Origin of the sequence: Pseudomonas sp. BN102 (assembly GCF_029871245.1) — a bacterium.
GTDB lineage: Bacteria > Pseudomonadota > Gammaproteobacteria > Pseudomonadales > Pseudomonadaceae > Metapseudomonas.
The window spans coordinates 104,445-123,175 of record NZ_SSON01000059.1 but is presented as its reverse complement, the minus strand read 5'-3'; the positions used below and the strand labels follow the sequence as shown (position 1 = coordinate 123,175).

At 65.5% G+C, this 18,731-nt stretch carries 17 protein-coding genes; 11 read left to right on the top strand and 6 right to left on the bottom strand.

The window, feature by feature from the left end:
• From E8F12_RS11985 to E8F12_RS11940, 10 genes are all read left to right on the top strand, one after another.
• The coding region (locus tag E8F12_RS11985; protein ID WP_280324543.1) for an aldehyde dehydrogenase family protein at positions 1-1,257 on the top strand (1,257 nt) is incomplete at its 5' end.
• Positions 1,258-1,649: 392 nt separating this feature from the next.
• Positions 1,650-1,721 (top strand): pyrroloquinoline quinone precursor peptide PqqA, encoded by a 72-nt coding sequence (gene pqqA, locus E8F12_RS11980; protein ID WP_072432761.1) that lies wholly within the window; start codon positions 1,650-1,652, stop codon positions 1,719-1,721.
• 47 nt (positions 1,722-1,768) lie between these two features.
• A complete protein-coding gene (gene pqqB, locus E8F12_RS11975; protein WP_280325448.1) occupies positions 1,769-2,683 on the top strand; it encodes a pyrroloquinoline quinone biosynthesis protein PqqB in 915 nt (304 codons plus the stop codon).
• A gap of 64 nt (positions 2,684-2,747) precedes the next feature.
• Positions 2,748-3,500, top strand: coding sequence for a pyrroloquinoline-quinone synthase PqqC (gene pqqC, locus E8F12_RS11970; RefSeq protein ID WP_280325447.1), 753 nt, complete (start codon positions 2,748-2,750; stop codon positions 3,498-3,500).
• Complete coding sequence (gene pqqD / locus E8F12_RS11965) at positions 3,497-3,778, top strand: pyrroloquinoline quinone biosynthesis peptide chaperone PqqD (protein ID WP_280325445.1); 282 nt, start codon at positions 3,497-3,499, stop codon at positions 3,776-3,778. Before pqqC ends, pqqD begins: the two co-directional genes overlap by 4 nt.
• A complete protein-coding gene (gene pqqE / locus E8F12_RS11960) occupies positions 3,747-4,898 on the top strand; it encodes a pyrroloquinoline quinone biosynthesis protein PqqE (protein WP_280325444.1) in 1,152 nt (383 codons plus the stop codon). Before pqqD ends, pqqE begins: the two co-directional genes overlap by 32 nt.
• Complete coding sequence (locus E8F12_RS11955; RefSeq protein ID WP_280325443.1) at positions 4,864-6,723, top strand: S9 family peptidase; 1,860 nt, start codon at positions 4,864-4,866, stop codon at positions 6,721-6,723. Before pqqE ends, E8F12_RS11955 begins: the two co-directional genes overlap by 35 nt.
• Before the next feature lie 224 nt (positions 6,724-6,947).
• Positions 6,948-8,111 (top strand): alcohol dehydrogenase-like regulatory protein ErcA, encoded by a 1,164-nt coding sequence (gene ercA / locus E8F12_RS11950; RefSeq protein ID WP_280325442.1) that lies wholly within the window; start codon positions 6,948-6,950, stop codon positions 8,109-8,111.
• Positions 8,095-9,789, top strand: coding sequence for a NahK/ErcS family hybrid sensor histidine kinase/response regulator (locus E8F12_RS11945; RefSeq protein WP_280325441.1), 1,695 nt, complete (start codon positions 8,095-8,097; stop codon positions 9,787-9,789). The genes ercA and E8F12_RS11945 overlap by 17 nt, the downstream gene beginning before the upstream one ends.
• A 578-nt stretch (positions 9,790-10,367) precedes the next feature.
• Complete coding sequence (locus tag E8F12_RS11940; protein ID WP_280325440.1) at positions 10,368-12,137, top strand: SbmA/BacA-like family transporter; 1,770 nt, start codon at positions 10,368-10,370, stop codon at positions 12,135-12,137.
• Here the strand turns inward: E8F12_RS11940 and E8F12_RS11935 are convergent.
• Both E8F12_RS11935 and pobA read right to left on the bottom strand, forming a co-directional pair.
• Positions 12,123-13,250, bottom strand: a complete 1,128-nt coding sequence (locus E8F12_RS11935; protein WP_280325439.1) for a glycoside hydrolase family 5 protein — start codon at positions 13,248-13,250, stop codon at positions 12,123-12,125. The genes E8F12_RS11940 and E8F12_RS11935 overlap by 15 nt on opposite strands.
• A gap of 456 nt (positions 13,251-13,706) precedes the next feature.
• On the bottom strand, positions 13,707-14,891 hold the full coding sequence (pobA, locus tag E8F12_RS11930; protein ID WP_280325438.1) for a 4-hydroxybenzoate 3-monooxygenase: 1,185 nt from the start codon (positions 14,889-14,891) through the stop codon (positions 13,707-13,709).
• A gap of 163 nt (positions 14,892-15,054) precedes the next feature.
• Between pobA and E8F12_RS11925 the strand changes: the two genes are divergently transcribed.
• Positions 15,055-15,924, top strand: coding sequence for a helix-turn-helix domain-containing protein (locus tag E8F12_RS11925; protein WP_280325437.1), 870 nt, complete (start codon positions 15,055-15,057; stop codon positions 15,922-15,924).
• Between the two features lie 129 nt (positions 15,925-16,053).
• Here the strand turns inward: E8F12_RS11925 and E8F12_RS11920 are convergent, their stop codons facing one another.
• Genes E8F12_RS11920 through E8F12_RS11905 form a run of 4 tightly spaced genes read right to left on the bottom strand, consistent with a single transcriptional unit; the run spans position 16,054 to position 18,541 of the window.
• Positions 16,054-16,566, bottom strand: a complete 513-nt coding sequence (locus E8F12_RS11920; RefSeq protein WP_280291511.1) for a DoxX family protein — start codon at positions 16,564-16,566, stop codon at positions 16,054-16,056.
• Positions 16,563-17,339: a DNA-binding domain-containing protein gene (locus E8F12_RS11915; protein WP_280325436.1), complete on the bottom strand. Its 777-nt coding sequence runs from the start codon at positions 17,337-17,339 to the stop codon at positions 16,563-16,565. The genes E8F12_RS11920 and E8F12_RS11915 overlap by 4 nt, the downstream gene beginning before the upstream one ends.
• Positions 17,336-18,205 carry a DUF692 domain-containing protein gene (locus E8F12_RS11910; protein ID WP_280325435.1) on the bottom strand — a complete coding sequence of 290 codons (870 nt, stop codon included), beginning with the start codon at positions 18,203-18,205 and terminating at the stop codon, positions 17,336-17,338. Before E8F12_RS11910 ends, E8F12_RS11915 begins: the two co-directional genes overlap by 4 nt.
• A 24-nt stretch (positions 18,206-18,229) precedes the next feature.
• The gene (locus tag E8F12_RS11905; protein WP_280325434.1) at positions 18,230-18,541 is read right to left on the bottom strand and encodes a DUF2282 domain-containing protein; all 312 of its coding nucleotides are present in this window, start codon (positions 18,539-18,541) and stop codon (positions 18,230-18,232) included.
• Positions 18,542-18,731 lie beyond the last annotated feature (190 nt).

Genomic DNA, 18,731 nt, shown 5'->3' with positions numbered 1-18,731 from the left:
GACCGCATCGAACAGAACCTGGAAGTCCTCGCCGTCACCGAGACCTGGGACAACGGCAAGGCCGTACGCGAGACCCTGAACGCCGACATCCCGCTGGCCGTCGACCACTTCCGCTACTTTGCTGGCTGCATCCGCGCCCAGGAAGGCGGCGCCGCCGAGATCAACGAGAACACCGTCGCCTACCACATCCACGAGCCGCTGGGCGTGGTCGGCCAGATCATCCCCTGGAACTTCCCGCTGCTGATGGCCGCCTGGAAGCTGGCCCCGGCGCTCGCCGCCGGCAACTGCGTGGTGCTCAAGCCGGCCGAGCAGACCCCGCTGTCGATCATGGTATTGGCGGAAATCATCGGCGACCTGCTGCCGCCGGGCGTGCTCAACATCGTCCAGGGCTTCGGCAAGGAAGCGGGCCAGGCCCTGGCCACCAGCAAGCGTATCGCCAAGATCGCCTTCACCGGCTCGACTCCGGTGGGCGCGCACATCATGCATTGCGCGGCGGAGAACATCATTCCCTCCACCGTCGAACTGGGCGGCAAGAGCCCGAACATCTTCTTCGAAGACATCATGCAGGCCGAGCCGGCTTTCATCGAGAAGGCCGCCGAGGGCCTGGTGCTGGCCTTCTTCAACCAGGGTGAGGTCTGCACCTGCCCGTCCCGCGCCCTGGTGCAGGAGTCGATCTTCGAACCCTTCATGGTCGAGGTGATGAAGAAGATCAAGGCGATCAAGCGCGGCGACCCGCTGGACACCGAGACCATGGTCGGCGCCCAGGCCTCCCAGCAGCAGTACGAGAAGATCCTCTCCTACCTCGACATCGCCCAGCAGGAGGGCGCCGAACTGCTCGCCGGCGGCAGCTCCGAGCGCCTGGGTGGCGACCTTTCCAGCGGCTACTACATCCAGCCGACCTTGCTCAAGGGCCACAACAAGATGCGCGTGTTTCAGGAAGAGATCTTCGGCCCGGTGGTGGGCGTGACCACCTTCAAGGATGAGGCCGAGGCCCTGGCGATTGCCAACGACACCGAGTTCGGCCTCGGCGCCGGCCTCTGGACCCGCGACATCAACCGCGCCTACCGCATGGGCCGTGGCATCAAGGCCGGCCGCGTGTGGACCAACTGCTACCACCTGTACCCGGCCCACGCTGCCTTCGGCGGCTACAAGAAGTCCGGCGTCGGCCGCGAAACCCACAAGATGATGCTCGACCACTACCAGCAGACCAAAAACCTGCTGGTGAGCTACGACGTCAATCCGCTGGGCTTCTTCTGATTCATCATCGACCCCGTGGCGCGCCGGTATGGGCGCCAGACTCCCTTTGCCGATCGAGCCCTGTCAGCGGGATTTAGCGCCTCCCATTCCAACGCCCGGCAGGGTTTCTTCGCAACGCGGCCTCGGCCGCGTTTTTCTTTTTCCAGGCACATTTGGTGGGACGATCCTTTGTAGGGGCGAATTCATTCGCCATGCAGGCCGAAGGCCTGCCCCTGGGCCTTGCAGGGGGCTGCTGCGCAGCCCTTGGCGATTGAAATCGCCCCCACAAAGGCCGTCCGGCCCCTACCAAATCACGAGCGAATCTCCTCCGAAAGTACCATTCGGGCCCCTCCGGGCCGGTGTTTAACTGGACTTGCCGGAATCCTCCGGCGGCATAACAAGAGGATTGCTCCATGTGGACTAAACCCGCCTTTACCGATCTGCGCATTGGTTTCGAAGTCACCCTGTACTTCGCCAACCGCTGATCCGCATCGCCCCGGCCCTGCCGGGGCCCCCGCCCAGGGCTCATTCCATGCATATCCAGATTCTCGGCTCGGCCGCCGGTGGCGGCTTCCCCCAGTGGAACTGCAACTGCCGCAACTGCCGGGGCGTACGCAGCGGCAAGGTGCGGGCCCAGCCACGCACCCAGTCGTCCATCGCCATCAGCGCCAATGGCATCGACTGGGTGCTGTGCAACGCCTCACCGGACATCCGCGCCCAGCTCGAAGCCTTCCCGCCGCTGCAACCGGCGCGCCGCCCGCGGGATACCGGTATCCAGGCGATCATCCTGCTGGACAGCCAGATCGACCACGTCACCGGCCTGCTCAGTTTGCGTGAGGGCTGCCCGCACCCGGTCTGGTGCACCGACATGGTCCACCAGGACCTGACCACGGGCTTCCCGTTGTTCCGCATGCTCGAGCACTGGAACGGTGGCCTCGCCTGGAACCCCATCGACCTTGCCAGCCCGGCGTTCGAGATTCCCGCCTGCCAGGGTTTGCGCTTCACCGCCATCCCCCTGCGCAGCAGCGCGCCACCTTACTCGCCGCACCGCGGCAACCCGCATCCCGGCGACAACATCGGCCTGCTGGTGGAGGACCTGCAAAGCGGCGGCACGCTGTTCTACGCCCCCGGCCTCGGCCAGGTGGACGAGACGCTGCTCGGCTGGATGCGCCGTGCCGACTGCCTGTTGGTGGACGGCACCCTCTGGCGCGATGACGAGATGCGCCACTGCGAGGTAGGCGACAAGCTCGGCAGCGAGATGGGCCACCTGCCGCAGAGCGGCCCCGGCGGCATGCTCGAGGTGCTCGACTGCCTGCAGGGCCCGCGCAAGGTGCTCATCCATATCAACAACACCAACCCGATCCTCGACGTCGACTCGGCCGAACGCGCCGAGCTGGGCCGTCACGGCATCGAAGTCGCCTGGGACGGCATGAGCATCGAGTTGTAGGGTGCGCCGTGCGCACCATGACCTGTTTCCGGTGCGCACAGCGCACTCTACGAGGACTCCGAGCATGAGCCAGCACGCCATGACTCCCGCGGAATTCGAGCAGGCGCTGCGCGCCAAGGGCGCCTGCTACCACATCCACCATCCCTACCACCGCGCCATGTACGAGGGCCGCGCCAGCCGCGAGCAGATCCAGGGCTGGGTGGCCAACCGCTTCTACTACCAGGTGAGCATCCCGCTGAAGGACGCCGCCATTCTCGCCAACTGCTCGGACCGCGACACCCGCCGCGAATGGATACAACGCATCCAGGATCACGACGGCGCGCCCGGCGAGGAAGGCGGCATCGAGGCCTGGCTGCGTCTGGCCGAGGCGGTGGGGCTGGAGCGTGAGCAGGTGCTGTCCCAGGAACTGGTACTGCCCGGCGTGCGCTTCGCAGTGGATGCCTACGTCAACTTCGCCCGCCGCGCCAGCTGGCAGGAAGCGGCCAGCAGCTCGTTGACCGAGCTGTTCGCCCCGCAGATCCACCAGTCGCGGCTGGATGCCTGGCCGCAGCACTACCCCTGGATCGACCCGGCCGGTTACGACTACTTCAGGAAGCGCCTGAAGGAGGCGCGCCGCGACGTGGAGCACGGCCTGCGCATCACCCTCGAGCACTACCGCACCTGGGAGGCCCAGCAGCGCATGCTGGACATCCTGCAATTCAAGCTGGACGTGCTCTGGAGCATGCTCGACGCCATGAGCATGGCCTTTGAACTGGAACGTCCGCCTTACCACACGGTGACCCGCGAGCGGGCCTGGCACCGGGGGATCGCGCTATGACTGATTTCAATCGGCACCAGGTGCCCAACCTGCGCCGGGGCTTCCGCCTGCAATGGGAGCCGGCCCAGGGCTGCCATGTGCTGCTTTACCCCGAGGGCATGGTGCGGCTGAACGAAAGCGCGGGGGAGATCCTGCGCCTGGTGGACGGCCAGCGTTCGGTGGCGCAGATCATTCTCGACCTGCGCCGGCGCTTCCCCGACGTGCCCGGCCTGGACGAAGACATACTGGCTTTCATCGAGGTGGCCCATGCCCAGTTCTGGTTGCAACTCGACGCCTGACACCCAGCCGGGGCCGCCGTTCTGGCTACTGGCCGAGCTGACCTACCGCTGCCCGCTGCAATGCCCCTATTGCTCCAACCCGCTGGACTTCGCCAAGCAGGGTGAGGAGCTGACCACCGCGCAGTGGATCGAGGTGTTCCGCCAGGCCCGCGAACTGGGCGCCGCGCAGCTGGGTTTCTCCGGTGGCGAGCCGCTGGTGCGCCAGGACCTCGAGGAATTGATCCGCGCTGCCCGCGAACTGGGCTACTACACCAACCTGATCACCTCCGGCATCGGCCTTTCCGAAGCGCGCATGGCGGCATTCAAGGACGCCGGCCTGGATCATATCCAGATCAGCTTCCAGGCCGCCGACGAGGAGGTGAACAACCTGCTGGCCGGCTCGCGCAAGGCCTTTGCGCAGAAGCTGGCCATGGCCCGCGCGGTGAAGGCGCAGGGCTACCCGATGGTGCTGAACTTCGTCACCCACCGGCACAACATCGACAGCATCGAGCGCATCATCGAGTTGTGCCTGGAGCTGGAGGCGGACTTCGTCGAACTCGCCACCTGCCAGTTCTACGGCTGGGCCGAACTGAACCGCGCCGGCCTGCTGCCGACCCGCGAACAGCTGCAGCGCGCCGAGCGCATCACCCATTCCTACCGGGCGAAGCTGGCTGCCGAAGGGCACCCCTGCAAGCTGATCTTCGTCACCCCGGACTACTACGAGGAGCGCCCCAAGGCCTGCATGAACGGCTGGGGCAACCTGTTCCTCGACATCACCCCGGACGGCACCGCGCTGCCTTGCCACAGTGCGCGCCAGCTGCCGGTGCAGTTCCCCAATGTGCGCGAGCACAGCCTGCGCCACATCTGGTACGAGTCCTTTGGCTTCAATCGCTTTCGCGGCTACGACTGGATGCCCGAGCCTTGCCGCTCCTGCGACGAGAAGGAGAAGGACTTCGGCGGCTGCCGTTGCCAGGCCTTCCTGCTCACCGGGGACGCCAGCAACGCCGATCCGGTGTGTGCCAAGTCGGCCCACCACGGCAAGATCCTGGCGGCGCGAGAGGCGGCGGAGCATGCTCCCCTGGAGCTGGAACAACTGACCTATCGCAATGAGCGCACCTCGAAAATCATCTGCCGCGCCTGAAACCCGCGCCTTCGGTTTCTGGGACAGCCCCTGGAGCGCGGAGCGGGCCGTCGCTGCCAGCGGCGACTTGGCCGAACTGCGCGCCGGCCCTGCCGGGCTGTTCTGGAGCCTGTTCGACCCCGCTGATGGCCGCACTACCCTGTGGCACTGGCAGGCGGGCGCGGCCCGCTGCCTGACCCCCGCCGGTTTCTCCCTGCGCAGCCGGGTCTACGAGTACGGTGGCGGCGCCTTCTGCCTGGTGGCGGACGCAGTGGTGTTCGTCAACGAGGCGGACCAGCAGCTCCATCTCCAGACTCTGGACGGAGCGCCTCGGCCCCTGACCGGCAATTCCCCGTGTCGCTATGGCGACCTCTGGCCCTGGGAACAGGTCGGCGCCGTGCTGGCGGTGGAGGAAGAGCTGGCGAGCCATAGGCTGGTGGCCATCGCCCTGGCCGATGGTCGCCGTCAGGTATTGGCCGAGGGCGCCGACTTCTATGCCGCGCCGCGTATCAGTCCCGATGGCCAGATTCTTGCCTGGATCGAATGGAGCCGCCCGGCGCAGCCCTGGACGGAGACGCGGCTCTGTCTGCGCAGGCGCCAGGGCGAGGGCTGGGGACCGCCTGAGGTGGTGGCTGGCGGGGAGGGCGGAGAATCCCTGCAGCAGCCGCGTTTCGATGCCCTGGGCCGCCTGCACTGCTTGAGCGACGGCAACGGTTGGTGGCAGCCCTGGCGGCTGGCGGTCGACGGACTGCACCCCTTGCCCGCGGAAGCGGCCGACCATGCTCCGGCGCCTTGGCAATTGGGCACTTGCAACTACCTGCCGGATGACAGCTTGCGCAGCTGGCTCAGGGAGGGCCAGGGCTACCTCGTCGGCTCCGACCAAAAGCCGTTGGCCAGCACCTACAGCCGCTTTCGCCAACTGGCGGCGGACCCGGTGAATTTCTATTGCATAGCTGCAGGGCCTTCGAGCGCCAGTGCCGTGCTGGCCATCGACCGCGCCAGCGGCGCCGTGCAGGTATTGGCCGGAGGCGGCGCCGGCCTGCCGCCCGAGGAAATCGCCCGACCCCAGCCGTTGCGCTTCGTCGTAGGGGAAGGGGAGTGGGCGCATGCCTTCTTCTACCCGCCGGTCAACGACTGCTATCGAGGGCCGCAGGGGCAACGGCCACCGCTGCTGGTCCTCTGCCACGGCGGTCCGACCTCTGCTTGCCAACCGGTCTTCGACCCGCGCATCCAGTTCTGGACCCAGCGCGGCTTCGCCGTGGCCGACCTCGATTATCGAGGCAGCAGCGGCTATGGCCGGGCCTACCGGCAGCGCCTCGCCGGCGGCTGGGGCGAGCTGGATGTGCAGGACGCCAAGGCACTGCTGGCCCATCTGGACCAGCTTGGCCTGATAGACCCGGCCAAGGCCTTTATCCGCGGCGCCAGCGCCGGTGGTTTCACCACACTGCTGGCCCTGGCAGGGGATACGCCGTTCTGCGGCGGCGCCAGCTACTACGGGGTCAGCGACCCGCTGGTACTGCGGGAGAAGACCCACAAGTTCGAGGCCGACTACCTGGACTGGCTGATCGGTGACCCGCAGCAGGACGCCGAGCGCTATCGGCAACGCACGCCCTTGCTGCGGGCGCGGGAAATCGCCGTGCCGGTGATTTTCTTCCAGGGCGGGCAGGACGCGGTGGTGGTGCCGGAGCAGACAGCCAGTATGATCGAAGCCCTGCGCGAAGCCGGGCAACAGGTGGAATGCCACGTCTATCCCGAAGAGCAGCATGGGTTCCGCCAAGCGGCCAACCTGGCCCATGCGCTGGAGGCGGAGTTGGGGTTCTACCGGAAGTTCCTCAATGGGCGATAAGCCCTTGTAGGTTGGCGCTGAGCCTGCGAAGCCCAACAACCCTGACCTCGGATCGTTGGGCTTCGCTTCGCTCAGCACCAACCTACGGGGCAGCTGTGCTGCCCATCGCGAATGAATTCGCACAAGCTGGAGTACGGCTAACAGGCCAAGGTCTGATTGAAATGGCCCGCGAATCCAGTAGGCTGGGTCCTACTCACCCCATAACTACAAAAAAGAGCCGATTGATGCGTCACGATATCAGCCTGCTTCGCAAGTTCGTTTCTCCCGAGATCATTTTCGGCGCCGGTTGTCGGCACAACGTCGGCAACTACGCCAGCACCTTCGGCGCGCGCAAGGTGCTGGTGGTGTCCGACCCCGGCGTGCAGGCCGCCGGCTGGGTAGCCGATGTGGAGGCCAGCCTCCAGGCCCAGGGCATTGACTATTGCCTCTACACCCAGGTGTCGCCCAACCCGCGCGTGGAGGAGGTGATGCAGGGCGCCGAGATCTACCGCGCCATGGGCTGCAACGTGATTGTCGCCGTGGGCGGCGGCAGTCCCATGGATTGCGCCAAGGGCATCGGCATAGTGGCCGCCCATGGTCGCAACATTCTCGAATTCGAAGGGGTGGACACCCTCAGCGTGCCCAGCCCGCCGCTGATCCTGATCCCCACCACGGCCGGCACGTCGGCCGATGTCTCGCAGTTCGTGATCATCTCCAACCAGCAGGAGCGGATGAAGTTCTCCATCGTCAGCAAGGCGGTGGTGCCGGACGTGTCGCTGATCGATCCGGAAACCACGCTGAGCATGGACCCCTTCCTGTCGGCCTGTACCGGCATCGATGCCCTGGTGCACGCTATCGAGGCCTTCGTTTCCACCGGCCACGGGCCGCTCACCGACCCCCATGCGCTGGAGGCCATGCGCCTGATCAACGGCAACCTGGTGGCGATGATCGCCCATCCCCAGGACATCGCCCTGCGCGAGAAGATCATGCTCGGCAGCATGCAGGCCGGTCTGGCCTTCTCCAACGCCATTCTCGGTGCGGTGCACGCCATGTCCCACAGCCTCGGGGGCTTCCTCGACCTGCCTCACGGCCTGTGCAACGCGGTGCTGGTGGAACATGTGGTGGCGTTCAACTACAGCGCCGCGCCGGAACGCTTCAAGGTGATCGCCGAGACCTTCGGCATCGATTGCCGCGGCCTGACCCAGAACCAGGTGCGCCAGCGCCTGGTGGAGCACCTGGTGACCCTCAAGCACGCGGTCGGTTTCCACGAGACCCTGCGCCTGCACGGCGTCGGCACTTCGGACATTCCGTTCCTGTCACGTCACGCCATGGGCGATCCTTGCATCCTCACCAACCCGCGCGAATCCAGCCAGCGGGATGTCGAGGTGGTCTATGCCGAGGCCCTCTGACGAGCAGCGCGAGGCCCTCACCGGGCTGCTCGGCCTGGGCAGCCATTCCGCGCGCAAGAGCCACTACCCGGAGCTGCTGGCGCGGCTGGAGGAGCTGGAGACCGAGCGCAATCGCTACAAATGGCTGTTCGAACACGCGGTGCACGGCATCTTCCAGGCCAGCCTGCAGGACGGCATGCGTGCCGCCAATCCGGCCCTGGCGCAGATGCTCGGTTACGACTCGCCGCAGGATTGCCTTTGGCCGCTGGTGGAACTGGCCGACAAGCTGTTCTTCGGTGGCGCCGCCGAGCTGGCGCGGATTCGCCGCGCCCTGCAGCGGGAAGGCGGATTGTTCGGCTACGAGACACGGCTCAGGCGCAAGGACGGCAGCCATGTGGACGTGCTGATGAACCTCTTGCTCAAGCCTGATGAAGAAGGGTTGGTGGAAGGTTTCGTCGCCGATATCACCGAGCGCATCCTGGCCCAGCAACGCCTGCAGACCCTCAATGACGAACTGGAACAACGGGTACTGGCGCGCACCCGCGAGTTGCAGGGGCTGAACGAGCAATTGCGCGAAGCGCGGGACGCCGCCGAGGCTGCCAACCTGAGCAAGGACAAGTACCTGGCCGCCGCCAGCCACGACCTGTTGCAACCGCTCAATGCCGCGCGCCTGTTGGTCTCGACCCTGCGCGAGCGCAAGCTGCCGGCGGCCGAGCAGCAACTGGTGGAGCGCACCCACCAGGCGCTGGAGGGTGCCGAGGACCTGCTCACCGACCTGCTGGACATCTCCAAGCTTGATCAGAGCGCGATCAAGCCGGACTTGGACGTCTACTCGCTGGATGAGGTGCTCGGCCCCCTGGCCTCGGAGTTCCAGAGCGTGGCCGACGCCGCCGGGCTGGAGCTGCGGGTACGCATTCCGCATCTATGCATCAACACCGACTTCCGCCTGCTGACGCGCATCCTGCGCAACTTCCTCAGCAATGCCTGCCGCTATACCGAGCGCGGGCGCATCCTGCTCGGCGCCCGCCGCCGGGGCGACCGGCTGCGGCTCGAAGTCTGGGACAGCGGGAGGGGAATACCGGCGGACCAGTTGCAGGCGATCTTCCTCGAATTCAACCAGCTGGACGTGGGCCGGGCCGCGGAACGCAAGGGCGTTGGCCTGGGCCTGGCGATTGTGGACCGTATCGCCAGCATGTTGCTGTACCGGGTGGAGGTGCGCTCGCAGCTGGGGCGCGGCTCGGTGTTCAGCATTGAAGTTCCCCTGGCGGAGGCGCCACCACAGGTACAGCCGAAGCTGGAAGCGCGGCCGGTGACCGGCGACCCGTTGCCTGGCCAGCGCCTGTTGGTGGTGGACAACGAACCGGGGATTCTCGAGAGCATGGCGGCATTGCTTGGCCAGTGGGGTTGCCAGGTGCTCACCGCCACCGACATCGACGGCGCGCTGGAGGCGCTGCAGGGCCAGGCGCCGGACCTGATCCTGGTCGATTACCACCTGGACCACGGCGTTGTTGGCTGCGATGTGATCCAGGCCTTGCGCCAGCACTTCGCCCGTGAACTTCCGGCGGTGATCATCACCGCCGACCGCAGCGACCAGTGCCGCCGCAAATTGAGAAACCCCGGCGTCCCGTTGCTGAACAAGCCGGTGAAACCCGGCAAGTTGCGGGCGGTGCTCAGCCAACTGATCGGCAATGCTGGCTGAGGCGGCTCGGGCCTGGCTCAATGCTGGCCGGGCGAATTTTTGCAGGAGCGAATTCGTTCGCTGCGGCCTGCTGCTCCTGCCCGCCGATCGACCTCTATCGACCTCTACTGCCACCTCTGTCGGGCCGGCGCGCTCGAATGTCCGGAAGAATCGTGCGGGTCGGGTTCCCTGTGCTTGAATGAAACTTACCTGGTGCAGCCCAGCGCAGAGCTCAACGAGCCGCCAACTGCATCACCGGCCAACGTTCGCTCTCACAGCGTCGTTGCGCCTCGCGGTAATGCCCTGGCCGACTACTAAAAGTTACACAGGGTAGACGACGCACTCCCCGGAGTACGCTGAGCAACCTGAGGCTCCGGCCTCTAGCAGCAGGGGGTCTGATGATTTTTCTGCCAATTGTAGGGGCGGGTACGGATACCCCTTTGTTGTGGAGAGTACGCAGCACCGCGCACGGGCGTGGTGCCAGCCAGACCAGCCAACAGCCCGACATTCCCAGCCTGAACCTGCTCGTAGGTGTCGCGGTGCCTTATGGCCTGGCGAATCAGCGGCAGCGCCGGCGAGACGCGCGGAGTAGCGGCTAGATGGCCCGGTTGGCAGCAATTCGGCAACCGTCGAAATCGCGCTGGCAGTTCCTGCGCCTGGCCATGCCGTACTGGAATTCCGAACAGAAGTGGAAGGCGCGCGGCTTCTCCCTGGCTCTGCTGCTGCTCACCCTGGCCCAGGTCGGCCTGGTGATCTGGATGAACTACTGGAACCGCGCGCTCTTCGATGCCCTGGAAGCGAAGTCGCTGAGCCGCCTGATGGTGCAGATCGGCACTTTCGTGGTGATCCTCCTGCTGACCGTGGGCGTTACGGCGCTGCATATGCAGGTCAAGCGCTGGTTACAGCTGGATTGGCGCAAATGGCTGACGGCAAAGGTGCTCGACCGGTGGATGGCCCATGGGCATCACTACCAGTTGCAGTTGACCGAAGGCGAGCACGACAACCCGGATGGCCGAATCGCCGAAGATATCCAGGTGGTGACCGGCAGCACGATCGCCCTGATTCACTCGCTGGTCTACTCGCTGCTGATCTTCGGCAGTTTCGTCGGCATCCTGCTGAAGGTTACCGGCAGCGCCAATATTCCCGGGACCGGCATGCTGGTTCCGGGTTACATGGTCATCCTGGCGTTCGCCTATGCGGGGGGCGGCGCCTTGTTCGGGCTGCTGCTCGGACGGCCGCTGGTCCGGGCGACCAACAAGCTGCAGACCGCGGAGGCGAATTTCCGCTTTGGCCTGGCCCATGCGCGGGAACGCTCCGAGTCGATCGCGCTGATGCAGGGCGAAGAGGTCGAGCGGCGCAGTTCGACGGCCGTTTTCGCCGAACTGGGGCACCGCTGGTATCGGCAGACCCTCGCCTTTCTGGGAATCGTGTCGTTCACATCGGGTTACGGCGTGCTGTTGCCGGTGTTCCCGATCCTGGTCATGGCGCCCCAGTACATTGCCGGCAGCATGACCCTGGGGGTGTTGATGCAGGCCGCGCAAGCCTTCCAGCAGTTGACCTCGGCACTCTCCTGGCCGATCGACAACCTTCCCGAGCTTGCCCGTTGCCGGGCTTCCGCGGACCGGGTGATGAGCCTCTACAACGACCTGCTGCAACTGGAAGAACAGGCCACCATGCGGCAGGAGCACCGCATCAGCCTGGCGCAGTCGAACCAGGCGCAACTGGTGCTGCGCGACCTGTGCATCTCCAATCCCGACGGGAAGATTCTGATCGAGGGCCTCAACGAGGTGATCCAGCGTGGTGAGCGGGTGCTGATATCCGGCGATCCGGCGATCACCATCGGCCTGTTCAAGGTGCTGGCCGGCTTGTGGCCGTGGGGGCATGGCGAGGTCTCGCTGCCGGCGGGGCCAGCGATCTGTTTCTTGCCGCAACGACCATTCCTGCCGCCTGGCAGCCTGCAATCGGTGCTGAGCTATCCGCAGCCGGTGGGTACCTTCACTGCCAGTGCCATGCAGCATGCCCTGGAATGCGCCGGGGTCGCCTGGCTGGCCGCGCGGCTGGATGAGGCCGACAACTGGCACAGCGTGTTGCCACTGCGCGCACAGCAGCGGCTGGGCATTGCCAGGCTGTTCCTGCAGCAACCGTCCTGGGTGTTCATCGAAGAGGCGACCAGTGTCTTCGAGCCCAAGGGCGAGGAGTACCTGATGGACATGCTGCACCGGGAACTGCCCGACACGACGCTGCTGGCCATCAGCTTCCAGACCGGCCTCGACCGTCACTACCAGCGCAAGCTCCTGCTCAATCACCTGCCGCAGGAGGAGGAGCCGCTCGGTTATGGCACGCCGCTACGGGCGCTAAGAAAAGGTTGAAGGCAACCAGCCGCGCTGGACGCATTCGCGAAAACACCAGGCTGGCGTGGTTTCGGTCTTGTAGCTCCAGAAGAACCAGCCCAGGTACTTTTCGAAGGTCAGCAACTGGGCAGCGGCATAGCCGCGATAGGCGATGTCCTTCTGGAAGCTGTCCATGCTTTCCAGGGCATGGTTGAACGGCCCTTCGGCCCAGAGCGAGACCACTTTCAGGTCGAGGCCAAGGCTCCATTCGCCGCAATAGGTCGGCAACCCCAGTTGCTCGATGATCCCGTCGGCTTCGGTTTTCCATAGGCCGCTGGCCTTGTGAACGTGGGAATAGATGTCGCTGTCGATGTCGCAGCGCTCGAAGCACTGGTAGCGATGGATATCGAAGACCACGTTGGAGAATTCCGGCGACTGCATGAAACCTAGGTACTGCTCGAACGGGCGGAAGCCGTCATGGAAGACCACGCTGACCTGCTCGGCCTTGCAGTACCGGCGAATGCGCTGGTAGGCATCAAGGTTGTAACTTTTCAGGTAATCGGTCGGCACATCCCAGCGTGGTTCGTTGAGCACCTCGATCGCATGCAGGCTGGGCTCGCCGTTATAACGCTCGGCCAGGCGTTCCAGCACATTCAGCGAGTGCTCGCGATATTGCGCCTGGGTGTGCCATTCGCAGACATCCTTGATCCCGCCGTTATCGAAACCGTTCTGGCAGCCGGGGGCGGCGTGCAGGTCCAGGACTATCCTCAGCTGGAATTCGTCCGCCCAGGCAAACGCCCTGTCGAGTACCTCGATTCCACCCTCGACGAAAGGGTGGGGGTTATCGCCGTAGCTGCGGTGGTAGGGGTAATCCGGGCCGAAGATCCAGTGGCCGAGCGGAATGCGCACGGCATTGATGCCGTGCTCGTGCAGCCAGGCGAAGTCTTCGCGGGTGATGAAGCTGTTCCAGTGCTGCTTGAGCCTTTCCGGGGCACGTGCGCCCATCTCGGCGCACCAGGTCGTTTCATCGGTGGCCTGCAAGCCTTCGAACAGGCTGGGGGTCATCCATTTCTCCAGAACCAGCCAGCCGCCCAGGTTCACCCCGCGCAGTTTCTGGCCGGGGTTGGTGTGTAGGGGAATCTGTTGCTCCATGACTGCACTCCTGTGGTCTGCATGAACTGCATGAACAACGAGGACAGAATCACTCCGGGCTCTGGGAAATGCCGGCACTGTTTCGGCCAATCCCTTGTTGCGCTGCTCCTTTCCCGAGTCTCTGGAACTCTTCCGGATTGCCTGTGCAAGCCTAGGTCATGGGCGGACGGCTGCCAGAGTCGACCGCGACAAACTCACGGTTGGTCAGAGCACGAGGCGCCGGGCTATCTACCCGGAGGGGAGTTGTTTCGTTGGGCTTCGCTGCGCTCAGCCCAACCTACCGTGGTACCCGAGTCCGTTACCCACACTGCAACTCGAGGGACGCAACTTCCCGCGCCAAGGGACGGCCGTAGGTTGCGGCTGAGAGAAACGAAGCCCAACGATCGATGCCGCTGCCCCTGGTCCCGGTTTCCCTGACGGGCTATCGGGAGTGGGGAGCGAGGCCCATGGTGGCCTTCAACCAATCGCCTCATAGGGCAAGCCGACATAGTTCTCCGCAATGGTCTTGCGACCCGCCTCGGAGCCCACGTAGTAGTCCAGTTCGGTCTGCTGCATGCGGCGGCCGAAGGCGTCGGTTTGCGGGAAGCGGTGCAGCAGCGAGGTCATCCACCAGGAGAAGCGCTCGGCCTTCCAGATGCGTCGCAGGCAGATGGCGGAGTACTGCTCGAGCAGCTCGGTGCGGCCCTCGGCGTAGACCTTCAGCAGGATGCGGTACAGGGTGTTGACGTCGCTGGCCGCCAGGTTCAGGCCCTTGGCGCCGGTGGGCGGGACTATGTGGGCGGCGTCGCCCAGCAGGAACAGGCGACCGTACTGCATGGGCTCCACCACGAAGCTGCGCAGCGGGGCGATGCTCTTCTCGATCGAGGGGCCGGTGACCAGCTTCGCCGCGGTCTGCTCCGGCAGGCGGCTTTTCAATTCATTCCAGAAGCGCTCGTCGGACCAGTCCTCGACCTTTTCCTCAGCCGAGACCTGTACGTAATAGCGGGTGCGAGTGGGCGAACGCATGCTGCACAGGGCGAAGCCGCGCTCGTGGTTGGCGTAGATCAGTTCGTCGCTCACCGGCGGGGTGTCGGCCAGCACGCCGAGCCAGCCAAAGGGGTAGACCCGTTCGAACTCCTTGAGCACCCCGACGGGGATGGATTTGCGCGACACGCCATGGAAGCCGTCGCAGCCGGCGATGTAGTCGCAATCCAGGCGGAACTGCTCGCCGTCCTGCTCGAATGTGACGTAGGGCGCATCGCCCTTCAGGTCGTGGGGCTGGACTTGGGCGGCGTTGTAGAAGCTGCGCGCGCCCGAGGCGGCGCGAGCCTCCATCAGGTCGCGGGTGACTTCGGTCTGGCCGTAGATCATTACCGTCTTGCCGCCGGTCAGGCCCTTGAGGTCGATGTGTTCGCGGCGGCCGTCGAAAGCCAGTTCGAAGCCGTCGTGCACCAGGCCTTCATGGTCCATGCGCTCGCTGACGCCGGCTTCGCGCAGCAGGTCGACCATGCCCTGTTCCAGCACTCCGGCGCGAATGCGGCCAAGGACGTAGTCCGGGCTCTGGCGTTCGATGACGACGTTGTCGATTCCAGCCTTGTGCAGCAGCTGGCCGAGGAGAAGGCCGGACGGGCCGGCGCCGATGATGGCGACCTGGGTCCTCATTGTTGTTGTCCTCTCGAAGAGTTCCGGTGGCGGGCTGTAGGCAGTCCCGACTCACCTGGTTTTGTTTTGTCTCCTGTATTTTTGATGGATGCATGAAGGGTTTGAAGGCAATATCCAACGGCATTCATGGACTTTTCGCGGATTAGCATTTTCGGAGGCTTCCATGTCCAAACAGGCCCACACTCCCGTCCCCGTGTTCAAGCTCTATGGCGAGACCGCGGCCTGGCCGACGCCGGACCTGATCCACTGGGAATCTATCGAAGCGCGCAGCCGCTTGCACGAGTGGGAGATCAAGCCCCATCGCCACGGTGACCTGGTACAGCTGCTCTATGTGCGTTCCGGCAGCGCCGAGTTGGAGGTGGAAGGGCGGGTGAACCGCATCGACTCTGCGTCCTTGCAGGTGGTGCCGGCCCTCTGTGTACACGGTTTCCGCTTCTCCGATGATGTCGACGGCCATGTCCTGACGCTGGCCCTGCCGTTGGTGGAGCAGGTGGCCGGCCTGCTGGATAGCCAGGCGCTGTTCACCCCGGCCTGCTTTGCCGCCGGCGACAGCCAGCCCTACCTGGACCCTCTGTTCGAGGCCATCAGCCGCGAGTACGCCCAGCAGGCGCCGGGCCGCGAGCTGATGTTGCAATCGCTGATCAGCGTGTTGCTGGTCTGGATCGGCCGGCGCTCCCTGGCGCTGTCCCAGTCGGATGCGCAGCAGCACGACCGTGGCCGCCTGCACCTGCAGGAGTTCACCCGGCTGCTGGAGCAGCACTTCCGCGAACACCTGCCCATTGAGCAATACGCCCAGCGCCTAGCGATAAGCGCCGCCCATCTCAATGCCCTGTGCCGACGCCTGGCCGGGCAGTCGGCGCTGCAGATGATCAACCAGCGCCTGCTGCTGGAGGCCAAGCGCTGCCTGGTCTACACGGCGATGACGGTGAACCAGGTGTCGGACAGCCTGGGCTTTTCCGAGCCTGCGTATTTCTCGCGCTTCTTCAAGCGCGGGACGGGGCAGTCGCCGAAGGAATTCCGCATTGCGCGCTGAGGTGGTGAAGGGATGTGGAACCTGTAGGGGTGAATTCATTCGCCAAGCAGTCCGAAGGACTGCCCATAGGTCCGTCAAGGGGGCAGCTGCGCCGCCCTTGGCGAATGAATTCGCCCCCACAAGGAGAAATCACGCCTGGTACCGCCGCGCAATCAGGTGATCCAGCGAGAGCACCCCCGGCCCCTGGCTGATCAGCAGCAACAGGCTGGCGGCCCAGATGCCGTGGGTGGGGTAGGCATCGGGGTAGACGAGAGTCTGGATCACCAGGGTCATGCCAAGGAGGGCGAGGGCGGAGAAGCGCGTGGCCAGACCTAACAGGATCAGCAGCGGGAAGAAGTGCTCGCTGAAGGCGGCGGCGTGGGCGGCCAGTTCGGGGGAGAGGAAAGGCAGCTTGTATTCCTCGGCGAACAGCGGAATGGCCGAGGCCGAGAGGTGCGGCATGCCCAGCTGGAAGGTGCCATCCACCAGGTCGATGGCCAGGCCTTCTACCTTGGTCTGTCCGGACTTCCAGAAGATCGCGGCGATGGAAAAGCGGGCGACGAAGGCCACCAGGCTGTAGGGAATACGCTTGCACAACTCGATGGCCTGGAGCAGCAGTTTCACCGGCAGGTGACTGTGCTGGATGCGGATGGTGGCGTTCATTGCGACTGACTCCCGCTATCGAGGGTGAACTGGATGATGGCGCCGCCCGCAAGGAGCTGCGCGAGTGTGGTGCCGAGGTCGAAGCCAGGCTCGATGGCCAGCGCCGCGCCCACGGCCTGGCCGAGGGGGACGCCGGCGCCCAGGCCGCGAATGAAGGCCGTGGCGCCCGCACCTGTCCGGCTGACTTCCACCTCCAGGCCGCGGCGCAGGACCAGTGCGCACTCGGCCTGCGTGGGGTCGACGCTGGCGATGTCCAGCAGTCCCTGGTGGGCGGCCCAGAGCGAGGCGATGGCGTAGCTCGAACTGATGGTCGCCACCGACGGATGCAGTCTCAGGCGCATGCCCGGCAGACTCTCGGGGTCGCCAAGGGCGGCGGCCAGTTCCGCAGTATCCAGGGGTGGCAGGTCGGCGGCGTGGTAGGCACGTACCCGCAGTAGTTCCAGCCGGGCCACGTCGGCCAGGTACGGCAGGGCGGCGGCCGGTGGGAACGCAGCGATGAAGTCGGGGAAGCTTTCTCCATAGACCGCCAGCCGGGGCGAACGTGGTGGCTCGACCTGGGCATAGTGACGGGCCATGGCCTGAAAGAACTCCTCGCCCACGAGTTGCTGCACCACCGGGAAGCTATCGGCCAGCGCGCCGACCAGCGAGGCCAGTACATTGTTGCGGTAGACCGCGAAGCGCCGCGCCGGGTCGGAGCCATTCCAGGCGCGCAGGCCGGGCGGGCAGGGCAGTTGCGGGTCGAGCAGGGCGTCGGCAAAGGCGTGCTGGTTCATGCCGCCGCCTCCCGCCGCAACAACCGTTCGGCGCAAGCGGCTTCCTGCGCGAGCAGGGCGAGGGAGGGGATGTCGTTGTCCCGCTCGATCAGGGTGGGCAGCGGGCCGAGGCGCTCCAGGGTTTCGGCGTAGAGGGCCCAGACGGCGGCGTCCACCGGCGAGCCGTGATGGTCGACAAGCAGACGGTCGCCGGCGGCGTCGCAGTCCTCGGCGAAGCCCGCCAAGTGGATTTCGCCCGCCGCGTGCAGGGGCAGGGCGGCCAGGTAGGCGCGGATGTCGCGACCGTGGTTGATGCAGGACACATAGGCGTTGTTCAGGTCCAGCAACAGGCCGCAGCCGGTGCGCTGGACGACTTCGGCGATGAACTCGGCTTCGTCCAGGCTGGAGCTTGCGAATTCCAGGTAGGTGGCCGGGTTCTCCAGCAGCATCGGCCGCTTCAGGCGCGTATGCACCTCGTCGATATGGCGACAGACCCGCGCCAGGCTGGGTTCGTCGTAGGCGAGCGGCAGCAGGTCATTGAGGAATATCTCGCCGTGGGTGGACCAGGCCAGGTGTTCGGAAAAGGACGCCGGCTGGTAGCGCTCGATCAGCGCGGCCAGGCGGTCCAGGTGGGCCTCATCCAGCGGCTGGTCGGCGCCTATGGAGAGGCCGACGCCGTGGATGGACAGCGGGTAGTCCTGGCGTATCAGGCCCAGGTAATGGTGGAAGGGACCGCCCTCCACCATGTAGTTCTCGGCGTGGATCTCGAAGAAGCCGAGGGCCGGGCGGGTGTCGAGGATGTCCCGGTAGTGCTGGGACTTGAGCCCGATGCCCGCCCGCGCCGGCAGGCGGCCGGCAGGAGCGCGGGGGGTGGGGGAAAGTGTCATGGTCAGCGCTCCTGCCGGGGGCGGTCAGCCTTTCTTCTCTTCCTTGAAGGCCTGGAGCTGGCCGAAGCCGGTGGGCGAGCTGGGGGAGGTGGTCTTCTCGCAGGTGCCGGCGGGCACGTACTTCCAGGAGTTGCCCTGGTAATCCTTCTTCGCAGTGCCCGCGCAGGAGGTGCCGGCACCTGCGGCGCAGTCGTTCTTGCCTTTCATGGCGACGCCGAAACACTTCTCGTTGTCGGCGGCCTGGGCGCTCATCGGCGCCATGACGAGGCCGAGGGCAGTGCTCAGGGCAAGGGCGAGGCCGGTTGCAGAGACGACACTGGCAGTCGGGGTTTTCATGGTTGTTCTCTCCGTTTCTGGTGGGTCGGTGAGGGCTGGTCGCCCCTGGGTGGCGTGGCATACCCAGTCTAGTCAGGGGAGCGGGAATGCCGCCTTCGGAACAGGAGACTGGGCAGGTGGCGGGGTGTTACAGCGCGGCGAAATTTTTCTTCGCACTGCGCTTCGTCGCGTCTCTCGCCCTCCTGTCAAT

Bases quoted from the DNA above. Each gene is read 5' to 3' on its own strand.
- E8F12_RS11955 (WP_280325443.1), top strand. From the start codon at position 4,864: ATGAGCGCACCTCGAAAATCATCTGCCGCGCCTGAAACCCGCGCCTTC.
- pqqC (WP_280325447.1), top strand. From the start codon at position 2,748: ATGAGCCAGCACGCCATGACTCCCGCGGAATTCGAGCAGGCGCTGCGC.
- E8F12_RS11905 (WP_280325434.1), bottom strand. From the start codon at position 18,541: ATGAAAACCCCGACTGCCAGTGTCGTCTCTGCAACCGGCCTCGCCCTT.
- pqqD (WP_280325445.1), top strand. From the start codon at position 3,497: ATGACTGATTTCAATCGGCACCAGGTGCCCAACCTGCGCCGGGGCTTC.
- E8F12_RS11935 (WP_280325439.1), bottom strand. From the start codon at position 13,250: ATGGAGCAACAGATTCCCCTACACACCAACCCCGGCCAGAAACTGCGC.
- E8F12_RS11915 (WP_280325436.1), bottom strand. From the start codon at position 17,339: ATGAACCAGCACGCCTTTGCCGACGCCCTGCTCGACCCGCAACTGCCC.
- ercA (WP_280325442.1), top strand. From the start codon at position 6,948: ATGCGTCACGATATCAGCCTGCTTCGCAAGTTCGTTTCTCCCGAGATC.
- pobA (WP_280325438.1), bottom strand. From the start codon at position 14,891: ATGAGGACCCAGGTCGCCATCATCGGCGCCGGCCCGTCCGGCCTTCTC.
- E8F12_RS11945 (WP_280325441.1), top strand. From the start codon at position 8,095: ATGCCGAGGCCCTCTGACGAGCAGCGCGAGGCCCTCACCGGGCTGCTC.
- E8F12_RS11910 (WP_280325435.1), bottom strand. From the start codon at position 18,205: ATGACACTTTCCCCCACCCCCCGCGCTCCTGCCGGCCGCCTGCCGGCG.
- E8F12_RS11940 (WP_280325440.1), top strand. From the start codon at position 10,368: ATGGCCCGGTTGGCAGCAATTCGGCAACCGTCGAAATCGCGCTGGCAG.
- pqqB (WP_280325448.1), top strand. From the start codon at position 1,769: ATGCATATCCAGATTCTCGGCTCGGCCGCCGGTGGCGGCTTCCCCCAG.
- E8F12_RS11925 (WP_280325437.1), top strand. From the start codon at position 15,055: ATGTCCAAACAGGCCCACACTCCCGTCCCCGTGTTCAAGCTCTATGGC.
- E8F12_RS11920 (WP_280291511.1), bottom strand. From the start codon at position 16,566: ATGAACGCCACCATCCGCATCCAGCACAGTCACCTGCCGGTGAAACTG.
- pqqE (WP_280325444.1), top strand. From the start codon at position 3,747: ATGCCCAGTTCTGGTTGCAACTCGACGCCTGACACCCAGCCGGGGCCG.